Below are 11,322 nucleotides of genomic sequence, written 5' to 3'. Positions count from 1 at the left end.
GGGCAATGCGCCACCGGTATGTCATGCGCCGTGCAGAATTTCAAGGAGCTTCCTGAGGCAGACCTCGGCAGAAAGTTTCGCCGTGTCCAGAGTCAGGTGCGGGGCTTCGGGCAGGTCTATCGTCGTGTCCCGCCCGGCCATCTGCGTCATCCTGCCCTGATCCGCCGCCGCGTGGAGTCCTTTGGGATCACGGTTCCGCCGCGCGCTTTCGGGCACGTCCAGAAAAACCTCCAGATAGCCCGGCAGATGGGCGCGGTTCCAGGCGTGAACCTCATGGAACAGGGAAATGGTGGCGATGACCACGGTCTGTCCCTGGTCGGCCAGCAGCTTGCAGAGCCGGGCGTAGATCATGGCCAGGTCCAGGCGGCTTTGCCGGTCGAAACCGGCATGGGACGTGTCGAGAACCGTCTTGCTCACGCCGTGACCGCTGGTGACCGTGTCGGTGCGACCGGAAACGTCGTCGTAATTGATCACATAATAGGGAGAACCGTCCTCCAGAGCGCGGGTCATAGCCACACCACACATGCTTACTTCGCCGACCATGGGTTGCACCAGCACTTGGTCGCGCTCGTCGCGGAAGACGGAGATGGCGTCTTCAATAGCCCGGCCCAGTTGCGGGGCATCTTGCGCGGACACATGCAGGACGCTCTGGAAAGCTCCGGCCAGGGAATGTTCACTGCCGTCCTCACAGCAAGCCGAGGAGCATATGCCAGACTGCCGGATGGGAAGCGATTCTGGATGCTGCGCAGCACTTGGCGCGGGTCGGCATGCCATTGACGGGCTTCAAAGAAATAGCTGGGCGGCACGGGGAAGCCTTGGTCCGCCAGACAGGGCAAGATTTCCGCTTTGGTTCCAAAAGATTGACGCACAGGGCTCTCTCCGCATGTATTTGCCTGGTGTCAGCAAAAAACATATCAGAATTTGGCCGACTATGCGGCTGCGGGCGCAACCTCAGGTGCGCGGCGCAATACGGAATGCCGCCGGAAGAGTTTCAGGTCTTCGGGGTGCGGCACGGCTTCCCGTTCCGGGTGCCATATGATGCCGAGCCAGGGCAAATGGCGGGCGCGCAAAACCTTCACGCTGCCGTCTTCGGGACAGAGAGCCAGAGTTTCCAGTTCCGGGACCAGGGTATCCGGGAGGAGGCCTAGTTGGTGGTAGGAATTGATCTCGCGGCGTTCCATTTCTTTCTTTCGATCCATCCAGCCAAGAGGGTGCCGGGCGCGGACATGCCGCTCAGGATCCAGGCGGTCGAGGCCGCCACCGAAGTAATGTTGGAGCATTTGCAATCCCCGGCAGACGCCGAGCACCGGCAGGTCGCGGGACGCGGTCCAGCGCAACAGAACGATTTCGCTGGCGTCGCGGAGAGGCGTCGCGCCTATATCGTCGCCGCCGGAAAGCACCAGTGCGTTGACGCCCATGCTCTGGGCCTCCGGACAGGATTCGCCCGTATTGGGCAGCATCAGCCAAGGGCGGCCCGGCAGAAGAAACTGAAAAAGCGCGCCCAATCCTGGGCCAGCGTGTCGCGCAGTTCCCGGCTCACGGGATCATACACCACGCGCATGATAATCCCCACCAACGTTTCCGGTCCGGCCATGCTATGACCCTGGTGCGGCCTCTCCCGGCGCGGCGGAGGCCGGTGGGGGAGTCGCGCTGTTTTCTTTTTCGGCGGGGCCGTCCACGCCGGGCGGGTTGAGTGAAAGCAGCTTGGCAGGCACTTCGCCGGGACCGGGAATGACAAGCGTTTCCGGATTCAGGCTGTACCAGGCGAACCACATGGAGTAGCCGCCGAAAGCTTGTTTCATGGACGCGCCCCGCATGTTGCCGTCCAGGGCTTCGCCCGTGGCCGGATCCCAGATGCTGCGCGTGTTGAGGTCCATGAGGCGGCCGTACTGGCTTACGAACAGAAAGGGTTCGGCCCATATCTGGCGGTTATAGACGCGCACCACGTCAAGCCGGGGATCGTGCACGGCCAGAAGGGCGGAGGGGCCCAGAAAAAAATTCACCGCGCCCTTTTTTTTGACGTAGGCGATATCAATGGCCAGCAGAAATTCCCCGTATTCAAGGCAGAGCATGGGAGTCTTGCGGGGAAAGCGCCGGTCCAGGCGCTGTACGGGATAGACCAGGATGTCGTTGTCGTAATAGGTGCCCGTTTTAAGATAATTCCCGTAGGGGTCACGTCCGTAGGGGCGGCTGCCGCGCGGCTGGGCCAGCACGGGGGCGTCGGGGTAGACCCGGCGCGCCGCGCCCCAGGTGGTCCAGAATACGGGGATGGTGGGCATGCCCCGGCCGAGCAGCGGCCCATCGAAAGCCATGCCCGTTTCCTGCAGCCAGAGACTGCCGGAATTGCGGTCAATAAGCACGCTGTTGCCGTCGTACAGGCGACCTTCGAGATCAAATATCAGGTTCAGGCCGTTCATGGAGGCGTTGTAGGCCATCAGCGTGCCGGTGATGGGGCAGTAGGTGACGGCATAGGCCATGTCGTCGATGAGCTCGTTGACCACCTGATGCCAGACCATGAAGCGTTGCGGATAAATGCGCGGGCCGCCCGGCAGCATGACCACAAAGACCACGTCGTTCTGGCTCATGCTCAGGTCCGCGTCCTGCACGCGGTCATAACGCGGACGGTAGAGCGAGGGAATGGCCCCGTAGCTGACGCTGGTTTCCGTCAATTTTTTCGTAATTTCGGCCAGTTGCTGCAAATTCTGGGGACGGGCCGCAACCGGCGCGGGCCACAGGCTCCAGAGCAAGCAGACCAGCGCGGCCAGAAGCCCGGTCAAGGCCCCCGGATGGGCGGGAAGTCGCCGTTCTTGCGCGGCGCGTTTGCCGAAAGCGGGCCTGAAACTCAATGTATGCCTTCTTTACCGCTCTGCGTGCCGGACAGGTATTCGCTGAACAGATATTCGCGCAGGGCCTGCGGCCAGGGACGGGGTTTTTTGCCCAGAAATTCGCTGAGTTTGCCGGTATCCAGTACGGAATAAACCGGACGTTGCGCTTTCTGGGGCCATTGGGAACTGGCGATGGGTTCCAGCCGACAGGGACCGGCGGTCAGGGCGATGGCCTCGCTGGCCAGTTCACACCAGCTGGCCTGGCCGCTGTTGACCGCGTGCCAGATGCCGGTGGCGCCCTTTTCAGCCAGTTCCGCGCTCCATTGGGCCAGATCCAGGCTGTAGGTGGGCGAACCGAACTGGTCGTGGACCACGCTGATGGCATCGCGTTTGCGACAGGCCGCCAGAATGACGTCTACAAAATTTTTGCGGCCCGGTCCGAACAGCCAGGCCGTACGCAACACGCAACTTCGCTCCGGCAATACGCGGAGTACAGCTTCCTCGCCGGCCAGTTTGGTGCGGCCGTAGACGCTGGCCGGATTCGGAGCGTCGTCCTCGCGCCAGGGATGCTGATGCGGGCCGGAAAAGACGAAATCAGTGCTGAAGTGCACCAGGTGGCCCCGCCCCAGAGCCTTGAGCACGCGGGCCAAGGCGTCGGGCAGGGTGCGGTTTATAAGCAGGGCCTCCTCGGGATGGTCCTCGGCGTCGTCCACCTGCGTCCAGGCCACGGCGTTGAAGACCGCATCCGCGCCCGCTTGGCCCAGGCGGTCCTCAAGAAAAGACATTTCCAGCAGATTGCCGTCGGCCCGGCTCAGTGTTTCCACCTGCCAGCCGCGTTCCGTGAGCACGCGCGTGAGCGCCTGCCCCAAAAGCCCGGTAACGCCCCCCAGAACCAAGGCCTTAGCCATCTGAACCTCCCCGGCCTCCCCTGCCCGCGTGGCCGTATGGCGTGCCGGAACAGGCGGAGTGACCATGTTGCGGGCACTGTAGCCTTGTTGGGGGAGCAGGGTCAATATCTGAAAGGATGCCGCCGCCGGGGATTTTCCCTGCTTTGACCGGCCTCGCCTTGCTTCGCCGGGGCAAGTGACGTACAAGACAACGGTATGAAACGCGCAATTCTTCTGGTGGCTTTCGGCGCGAGCAGCGCCCAGGGCCAGAGCGCCCTGAAAAGTTTTGACGCCCGTGTGCGCGCGCGTTTTCCGGGTTTGCCGGTGCGCTGGGCCTATACTTCGCTCTTGCTGCGTGAACGCCTGGCCAGGGCCCGGCAGAAAAGCGATTCCGTGCTCAAGGCATTGCGCCGCTTGTGTTTTGAGAAGTTCGGCGAGGTGGCGGTGCAGCCCCTCCAGACCATTCCGGGGCGGGAACATGCCGAGGTCTGCGCCGCCGTGGATGAAGTGGCCGCGCAGGAGGGCCTTGTCTGCCATGTGGGCGCGCCCCTGCTGGCCGGTCCGGAGGACGTGGCCGAAGCGGCTCTGGCCCTCATCCGCCATCTGCCGCCGGAACGCGGACCGCAGGAGGACGTGGTGCTTATGGGGCACGGGGCCCGGCACGCGGCGGTGGCCCGCTACGGGGATCTGGCGCGGGCCGTGAGCGCCCTGGACCCGCATGTGCATGTGGGCACCATGAACGGCGCGGTGGTGCTGGAGGATATTTTGCCCCGGCTTTCGTCGGAGCGGGTCTGGCTGATGCCCCTGCTTTCGGTGGTGGGGCGGCATGCGTTGCAGGACATGGCCGGGGAGCAGGAGTGCTCCTGGCGCTCACGTATTGAGGCCCACGGCCGCCAGTGCGTGCCCGTGCTCAGGGGGACGGCGGAATACGCCGGAATCGCCGGGATCTGGCTGCGCCATCTGGAGGACGCCGCGAAATCCTTTGACGCGGCGGCCTCTGAAGCGGCGCTGAAATAAGACTGTGGAACCGCTCCCCGGCAGGGCCGGGCGGGCGTCGGTATAATCGTTCTACACAATGAGGTGAACCATGCGCGGACTTCTTGTGTCCACAATGTTTCTGGGGTTGCTGCTGTCAGGCTGCGGCGCGGCCGAAACCGGCGGAGCCGCCGGTCCCGCTGATCGGGGCGCGCCCACCGCCGACGCCGGAGCGGACGCCGTCCTTTCCCCGGCAACGCCGGGCGGCGGGGCCAATGCCTTCAACCCCTATCTGCACGAGCGTCTGCCCAATACCCGCTTGATGTCCGCGGAAGCCGCGCAAATGCTTGGCAAGCTGGGCGCGCATACCCAGAGCATTGAGGGCGAGGCCGCGTACCGGGCGCACTGGCGTCAGGAACTTTATCCCGTGGTCTTCGGCGACCCCAGGGCTCCCCATGAGATTCTGGTGTTGCTTGATTTTTCCGCGCCCCAGAGCGAAAAGGTCTGGCAGGCCGTGGTTGAGGCCGGCCGTTCCCTTTCGCCCCAGCAGTGCAAGATCGTGGTCTTCGGCAACAGCCGGGAGAATTACGGTACGGACCTGCTGGGCCTTGCCATCTGGATTTCCTACTCCCGGCCCGGTCAGGCCATGCCCTATCTGAGCTACGCCCTGGAGCGCTGGAACGCCGTCAAGGCCGAGCAGAAACATTCCGGCGGCGTGAAACCCTTTACCAATGAATATGACGCCACGGCCAAGGCCACGGATTTTCCCATCCATTACGGTTACCTGACCAAGCTGCGTCCGCCCGTGCCGGCCAAGGACGAGCTGGCCGTGGCCAAGTATTGTTATGATGCCGGTAATGTGAACATGTACCAGACGGTCCAGCTCTGCCGGTATTACGGCGTCAAAAGCCTGCCCGCCGTGGTGGCGGACGGCAAGGTGCTGGGACAGGTCAGCGCCAGGGCCATTGTCAATGCGGTGAAATAGCGCGTCGGCCGCGAAGCGGCCCGAAAACGGGATTCTGAGGGCTCCGCCCTCTTGGCCGCCGAAGGCCTAGTATGCGGATGTAAGCATGAAAAAGCCGGGAGCATACGCTCCCGGCTTTTTCGTCACGGTTTCGGGTCCGTTACATGCTGAAAAAACGCAGGGGCGGCGCGGCGGGGATCATGCCCGCAGTTGCAAGTTTTTTGTAAAAGAGCTCCAGGCCCCGCAATTCCTCCCCGCCCAGACTGTAGACCAGGCCGTCGCGGTAGTAGATCCGCAGTTCTTCGCGCGAGAGCGGGCAGCCCAAGCCCGTGAGGTCCAGAATCACGTCCATGTGGGCCAGGCCCCAGTCCCGTCCCTGGCGCAGCAGCGCGCCGGGGTCGCTGCTGAACAGGCCCTGTTCCGCCGCTTCCCGACTGACGACCCAGAGCCCGAAAATAAAGGGCAGACCCGTCCATTCCCGCCAGGCCTCGGCCAGGTCCAGACGGTAGGGATAGTCCGGGTGGTTGCGCAGGCGCAGGGCTTCGTCCCCGATGGCCAGAAAGGCCGTGGGCGGCGTGGCCGAGCGCAGGGCCGGAGTGACCGGGCCGGTGGAAAAGCGCACGTCGAGCCGGTAGCGGTCGCGCAGAAGCAGGCGCAGCAGGGCGACGGAGGTGTGGCTTTCGCCGCTGATCAGGATCTCGTGCCCGCCGAGTTGCTCCACGGGCAGGCGCGAGAGCAGCAGCACGCTCATGACCGGGCCGCGCGAGCCGATGGAGAGGTCGTCCACCAGATAGTAGCGCTCGGGCCGCCGGGCGTACTCAAAGCAGGAGCAGGACGAGACGTGCAGTTCACCCCTGGACATCATCTCGTTGAGCAGGGCGGGCGGCCCGGAAACCAGCTCAAAGTCGTGGGGCAGAATGCCCGCTTCCAGGGGGTGATAAATGGGCAGCACGTTCAGATAGCTGATGCGGCCCATGCGCAGGACGCCGGGGGTGCTCATAATGGTTCTCCCGCCCGTCATTCTTCGGGCTGCGGCTGCACGGGCGTGTAGTTCATGGTGCGCTGCACGGGCGTGAAGCCCGCCGCGCGGATGATTTTGTGGATCTCCCTGCGGCTCAGGTGGTAGGACACGCCCGCCGCGGCCACCACGTTTTCCTCGATCATCAGGGAGCCGAAGTCGTTGGCTCCGTAGAAGAGCGCCAGTTGCGCCACCTGCGGCCCCATGGTTACCCAGGAGGACTGGATGTTGGGCACGTTGTCCAGCACCAGGCGCGAGACGGCCAGCAGCCGCAGATAGGCGGGCGCGGGCAGGGAGGCGCAGTGGATGCGGGTGTGCGCGGGCTGGAAGGTCCAGGGGATGAAGGCCGTGAAGCCGTGGGTGCGGTCCTGCACGGCACGCACGGCAAAGAGGTGGTCCAGGCGGTGGGAGGGTTCCTCCTCATGGCCGAACATCATGGTGGCCGTGGTGCGCATGCCCAGCTTGTGGGCTTCTTCCATGACCATCAGCCACTGGTCCGCCGTGCATTTATTGGGCGAAACCCGCGCCCGTACCTCGTTGTGCAGGATTTCCGCGCCGCCGCCGGGCAGGGAATGCAGTCCGGCCTCCCTGAGGCGGCGGAGCACCTCGGGCACGGGCAGGCCGAATTTTTCGGACCAGAAAAAGATTTCCGGCGGCGAAAAGGCGTGGATGTGCAGCTCGGGCCAGGTTTCGCGCAGCCAGCGCAGCAGATCCTCATACCATTCCAGGGGCAGGTCCGGATGGTGACCGCCCTGAAGCAGGATCTGGGTGCCGCCCAGGCGCAGGGTTTCCTCTACCTTTTGGGCCATCTCCTCGCGGCTGATGACGTAGCCCTCGCCGCTGTCCGGCGGGCGGAAAAAGGCGCAGAAGCGGCAGCCGCAGACGCAGACGTTGGAATAGTTGATATTGCGGTCGCCCACGTAGGTCACCACCGGCTCGGGGTGCAGGCGCAGGCGCATGGCGTGGGCTAGGGCGGCCAGGGTGTGCAGGCCGGCTTTGTAGTACAGGGTTTCGGCGGCGGCGCGGTCCAGGCGCTGCCCGGCGGCGGCCAGCGCGGCAGCTTCGCGCACGTCCGCGAATTCGGGCGCGCTTTCCTCAAACGGGCTGTGGGCGGGAGCGAAATTCATGGACGCGCCTCCGCGGGCTTGCGTTCGCCGGGGGCGTCCGGCGGCATGGTTTCAAAAACGGCGTTGCGCCGTACCGGCCTGAAGCCGGACTGGCGGATCATGTTTTCCAGTTCCGTGATGGTCATGCCCTGGGAGGATTCGGCCCCGGCCATATGTCCGATGCGTTCCTCCACAATGGTGCCGTCCAGGTCGTCGGCCCCATACCAGAGCGCGGTCTGGGCCAGCTTGGGGCCCATCATGATCCAGTAGGCCTTGATGTGGGGGATATTGTCCAGCATCAGCCGGGACACGGCCACGGTGCGCAGCCGGTCCAGACCGCTCTGGGGGCCGAGCCGTTCTTCGGGCAGCTTGAGGCGGCTGTTTTCGGTGAGGAAGGGCAGGGGGATGAAGCAGGTGAATCCGCCGCTCTTGTCCTGCTGTTCACGCAGGCGACAGAGATGGTCCACGCGCTGGGCGTAATTTTCCAGATGGCCGAACAGCATGGTGCAATTGGTCTTGATGCCCAGAGCGTGCGCCTCGCCGGAAATGCGCAGCCAGGCTGCGGCGTCGGCCTTGTGCGGGCAGATTTGCGGGCGCAGTTTTTCGTCGAAGATTTCCGCGCCGCCGCCGGGCATCATCACTAGACCGGCGGCCTGGAGACGCTGGAGCACTTCCTGGCTGCTGATGCCCTCCAGCCTGGCGAAATGCTCGATTTCCACGGGCGTGAAAGCCTTGAGCGGCAGATCGGGATACAGCCCGCGCACGGTGCGCAGCACGTCCTCGAACCAGGCCAGCCGCAACTTGGGATGACAACCGCCCACGATATGCAGCTCGTCCAGATGCAGGGAGCTTTGCCGGGCCGCGCGCAGCCGTTCGAGGATGTCCTCCTTGCTCAGGCGGAACGCGCCGGGCTCCTCGTCCTCGTCGCGGCGGAAGGCGCAGAAGGTGCAGCCGTTGACGCAGACGTTGGTGTAGTTGATCTGCCGGTTGACCACGTAAAAGGCCGCGTCGCCGTGCAGGCGGCGGCGCGCGTGCAGGGCAAGCGCGCCCACGGCGGTGATGTCCGGGCAGTTGAACAGGGCGAGGCCGTCGTCGAAACTCAGGCGTCGGCCGGACAGCACTTTTTCATGGATGGACGAAAGGCCCAGTGCGGCGTAGTATGGGGCGTCAAACATGTGTCATTCCTGTACGCTGGAGTGGCGGCCAAGATGGCCGCCGTCAAGACTAAGCCCGCCCGGCGTGCGCTGTCAATGTGAGGAAAAAAATGTCCGCTTCTTTGCCCGAATCGTTGTCCCTGGGCCTTTCGCCCTGCCCCAACGACACCTATATTTTCCATGCCCTGCTGCACGGGCTGGTGCCCGCGCCCGTGGCCTTCCGGCCGCATCTGGCCGATGTGGAGGAACTCAACGGCATGGCCCGGCGCAAAGAGCTGGACGTGACCAAGATGTCTCTGGGCGCGGCCGCGCGGATTATGGACGATTACGCCCTGCTGGCTTCGGGCGCGGCACTGGGTTGGGGCTGCGGACCTCTGGTGGTGGCCCGCGAGCCCTTGCCGTCCGAGGCCTGGGCCACGGCGCGGGTGGCCGTGCCCGGCCTGCTGACCACGGCCAATCTGCTGCTGACCCTGCACGGCGGCTTTCAGGGGCCGCGTCAAGAGATGCTCTTCAATGAAGTCATGCCCGCCGTGGCGCGCGGCGACGCGGATCTGGGCGTGATCATCCACGAGGGCCGCTTCACTTATCAGCGCCTGGGCCTGACCAAACTGCTGGACCTGGGGGAATGGTGGGAAGGCGCGTTTCACGTGCCCCTGCCTCTGGGAGCCATCGCCGTGCGCCGCAACGTGCCCCTGGAAACCGCTAGGGCCGTGCAGACGGCCATTGCCGCCAGTCTGTCCTACGCCCGCGCCCATCCGCAGGCGTCCGGGGACTTTGTGCGCGCCCACGCCCAGGAACTTGAGGAAAGCGTGACCCGGGCCCATATTGAAACCTTTGTCACCGATTACAGCCTTGATCTTGGCGAGGCGGGCCGGGCGGCCATTGAACAACTGGTGGGCCGCGCCGCCATGCTGGAAGGCCTGCGCATTCCTCCGCAAGGACTGTTTTTAGGGTAACTTCATGCCCAGATTTTTTTCCTGGACAGAGGCCAGGCGTTTCTACGCCATCGGCCTGCCCATCTTTATTGCCCAACTTTCCCAGGTGGGCATGAACTTCGCGGACACAGCCATGACCGGCCAGGCCAGCGCCGAGGACATGGCCGCCGTGGCCGTGGCCGGTTCCATCTGGGCGCCGCTTTCCCTGCTGGGCCTGGGCAGTCTGTTCGCTCTGCCGCCCCTGACCGCCCAGATGGTGGGCGGGGGAGACCGCCACGGCGCGGCGCATCTGCTGCGCCAGGGCATCTGGCTGACCTGCGGCATCAGCGTGCTGTTTATGAGCCTGTTTTACGCCGTGTCCTGGCGTATGGCCGCATTCGGCCTTGAGCCGGAGCTGGCCCGTCTGGCCGGGGGCTATCTGCGGGCCATTCTCTGGGGTCTGCCGGGCTTCATGCTTTTCGTCAACCAGCGCAGTTTTCTGGAGGGCTTTTCGCGCACGCGCCCGGCCATGATCATCGGCATGCTGGGGCTGGCCTTCAATGTGCCCTGCAACTATGTGCTGATCTACGGCAAGTTCGGCCTGCCCGCCTTGGGCGCGGTGGGCTGCGGCGTAGCCACGGCCCTCTGTTACTGGTTCATGGCTCTGGCCATGTTCTACTATTTGCGCCGCGATCCGCAGTACCGTGATCTGCATCCCATCTACGCGCCTCTGTTTTCCCGGCGGGCGGCCCTCCGGGCGGACGGCGCGAAGCGGCGCCCGCGTTTTGATCCCGCGCTGATGTTGCGCATTCTGCGCATCGGCCTGCCCAGCGCCCTAGCGCTCTTTTTCGAGGTTTCGCTCTTCGCCGTGACCGCCCTGCTGCTGGCCCCGCTGGGCACGGTGGCTGTGGCCGGGCATCAGATCGCCACCAACTTCAGCACCCTGATGTTCATGTTTCCCCTGGCGCTGGGCATGACGGCCACCATCCGGGTGGGGCACAGTCTGGGGGCGGCCAGGATGGGGCAGGCTCGTGTGGTGGCGCGCACGGCCCTGGGCCTGAGCGTCATGTTCGCGCTGGTCATCGCCGTCTGTACGGTCTCGTTCCGTTACAGCATTGTGCGGATTTACAACGATGATCCCGTGGTCACGGCCCTGGCCGCGCATCTATTGTTCTACGCGGCCTGCTATCAGGTGGTGGACGGCCTGCAAACCGTGGCTCTGGGCGTTTTGCGCGGCTACAACGACACGCGGATCATCAGCGTGATCTGCTTTGTGGCCTACTGGATCATCGGCCTGCCCCTGGGCTTCACCCTGGCCCGCACGGACTGGATCGTTCCGGCTCTGGGCCCGGCGGGCTTCTGGATCGCCTATATCACGGCGCTGAGCTTCGGGGCCTGCTGCTATCTCTGGCGGGTACGTTTTCTGCACCGCCTGGATGATGCGGCCATCCGGGCGCGTGTCAGGCGCTGACGGTAACG

Annotated in this window: 12 protein-coding genes; 4 read left to right on the top strand and 8 right to left on the bottom strand. The window is 64.6% G+C overall.

What is annotated here, in order from left to right; translation table 11 throughout:
- Nucleotides 1-21: 21 nt before the first annotated feature.
- The 5 genes from FYJ44_RS14775 to rfbD form a co-directional block, all read right to left on the bottom strand.
- Entirely contained in the window at nt 22-636 is a 615-nt protein-coding gene (locus FYJ44_RS14775) for an adenylyl-sulfate kinase (RefSeq protein WP_288230685.1), read from the bottom strand.
- Between the two features lie 293 nt (nt 637-929).
- The gene (locus FYJ44_RS13280) at nt 930-1,460 is read right to left on the bottom strand and encodes a gamma-glutamyl-gamma-aminobutyrate hydrolase family protein (protein WP_154512945.1); all 531 of its coding nucleotides are present in this window, start codon (nt 1,458-1,460) and stop codon (nt 930-932) included.
- Nucleotides 1,460-1,594 (bottom strand): hypothetical protein, encoded by a 135-nt coding sequence (locus FYJ44_RS14910; protein ID WP_268234086.1) that lies wholly within the window; start codon nt 1,592-1,594, stop codon nt 1,460-1,462. Before FYJ44_RS14910 ends, FYJ44_RS13280 begins: the two co-directional genes overlap by 1 nt.
- 1 nt (nt 1,595) lies before the next feature.
- Nucleotides 1,596-2,777: a DUF3179 domain-containing protein gene (locus FYJ44_RS13275; RefSeq protein ID WP_229772715.1), complete on the bottom strand. Its 1,182-nt coding sequence runs from the start codon at nt 2,775-2,777 to the stop codon at nt 1,596-1,598.
- Between the two features lie 65 nt (nt 2,778-2,842).
- Nucleotides 2,843-3,733: a dTDP-4-dehydrorhamnose reductase gene (rfbD, locus tag FYJ44_RS13270; protein ID WP_154512943.1), complete on the bottom strand. Its 891-nt coding sequence runs from the start codon at nt 3,731-3,733 to the stop codon at nt 2,843-2,845.
- 195 nt (nt 3,734-3,928) lie between these two features.
- On the opposite strand from rfbD, the gene FYJ44_RS13265 reads away from it, so the two are divergent.
- Together FYJ44_RS13265 and FYJ44_RS13260 are read left to right on the top strand one after the other, a co-directional pair.
- Nucleotides 3,929-4,729, top strand: coding sequence for a sirohydrochlorin cobaltochelatase (locus FYJ44_RS13265; protein WP_154512941.1), 801 nt, complete (start codon nt 3,929-3,931; stop codon nt 4,727-4,729).
- Nucleotides 4,730-4,799: 70 nt separating this feature from the next.
- A complete protein-coding gene (locus FYJ44_RS13260) occupies nt 4,800-5,672 on the top strand; it encodes a hypothetical protein (protein WP_154512939.1) in 873 nt (290 codons plus the stop codon).
- Nucleotides 5,673-5,811: 139 nt separating this feature from the next.
- Here the strand turns inward: FYJ44_RS13260 and FYJ44_RS13255 are convergent, their stop codons facing one another.
- The 3 genes from FYJ44_RS13255 to mqnE are packed head-to-tail and all read right to left on the bottom strand — an operon-like array spanning nt 5,812 to nt 8,950.
- Nucleotides 5,812-6,651: a menaquinone biosynthesis protein gene (locus FYJ44_RS13255; RefSeq protein ID WP_154512937.1), complete on the bottom strand. Its 840-nt coding sequence runs from the start codon at nt 6,649-6,651 to the stop codon at nt 5,812-5,814.
- Between the two features lie 17 nt (nt 6,652-6,668).
- Nucleotides 6,669-7,796, bottom strand: coding sequence for a cyclic dehypoxanthinyl futalosine synthase (gene mqnC, locus FYJ44_RS13250; protein ID WP_154512935.1), 1,128 nt, complete (start codon nt 7,794-7,796; stop codon nt 6,669-6,671).
- The gene (gene mqnE, locus FYJ44_RS13245; RefSeq protein ID WP_154512933.1) at nt 7,793-8,950 is read right to left on the bottom strand and encodes an aminofutalosine synthase MqnE; all 1,158 of its coding nucleotides are present in this window, start codon (nt 8,948-8,950) and stop codon (nt 7,793-7,795) included. The genes mqnC and mqnE overlap by 4 nt, the downstream gene beginning before the upstream one ends.
- Nucleotides 8,951-9,039: 89 nt before the next feature.
- Here mqnE and FYJ44_RS13240 point away from each other — a divergent pair, with 89 nt between their 5' ends.
- The gene (locus FYJ44_RS13240) at nt 9,040-9,885 is read left to right on the top strand and encodes a 1,4-dihydroxy-6-naphtoate synthase (protein WP_154512931.1); all 846 of its coding nucleotides are present in this window, start codon (nt 9,040-9,042) and stop codon (nt 9,883-9,885) included.
- Between the two features lie 4 nt (nt 9,886-9,889).
- Nucleotides 9,890-11,314, top strand: coding sequence for an MATE family efflux transporter (locus tag FYJ44_RS13235; protein WP_154512929.1), 1,425 nt, complete (start codon nt 9,890-9,892; stop codon nt 11,312-11,314).
- The last annotated feature ends 8 nt before the right edge of the window (nt 11,315-11,322 follow it).

The sequence above is a fragment of the Desulfovibrio porci genome (genome assembly GCF_009696265.1).
Lineage (GTDB): Bacteria > Desulfobacterota > Desulfovibrionia > Desulfovibrionales > Desulfovibrionaceae > Desulfovibrio > Desulfovibrio porci.
The sequence above is the reverse complement of the archived record's forward strand: the minus strand, read 5'-3'. Positions and strand labels throughout refer to the sequence as shown.

Coding starts and splice junctions, on each gene's coding strand:
- FYJ44_RS13280 (WP_154512945.1), bottom strand. CDS start 1,460: ATGCTGCCCAATACGGGCGAATCCTGTCCGGAGGCCCAGAGCATGGGC.
- FYJ44_RS14910 (WP_268234086.1), bottom strand. CDS start 1,594: ATGGCCGGACCGGAAACGTTGGTGGGGATTATCATGCGCGTGGTGTAT.
- rfbD (WP_154512943.1), bottom strand. CDS start 3,733: ATGGCTAAGGCCTTGGTTCTGGGGGGCGTTACCGGGCTTTTGGGGCAG.
- FYJ44_RS13265 (WP_154512941.1), top strand. CDS start 3,929: ATGAAACGCGCAATTCTTCTGGTGGCTTTCGGCGCGAGCAGCGCCCAG.
- FYJ44_RS13260 (WP_154512939.1), top strand. CDS start 4,800: ATGCGCGGACTTCTTGTGTCCACAATGTTTCTGGGGTTGCTGCTGTCA.
- FYJ44_RS13255 (WP_154512937.1), bottom strand. CDS start 6,651: ATGAGCACCCCCGGCGTCCTGCGCATGGGCCGCATCAGCTATCTGAAC.
- mqnC (WP_154512935.1), bottom strand. CDS start 7,796: ATGAATTTCGCTCCCGCCCACAGCCCGTTTGAGGAAAGCGCGCCCGAA.
- mqnE (WP_154512933.1), bottom strand. CDS start 8,950: ATGTTTGACGCCCCATACTACGCCGCACTGGGCCTTTCGTCCATCCAT.
- FYJ44_RS13240 (WP_154512931.1), top strand. CDS start 9,040: ATGTCCGCTTCTTTGCCCGAATCGTTGTCCCTGGGCCTTTCGCCCTGC.
- FYJ44_RS13235 (WP_154512929.1), top strand. CDS start 9,890: ATGCCCAGATTTTTTTCCTGGACAGAGGCCAGGCGTTTCTACGCCATC.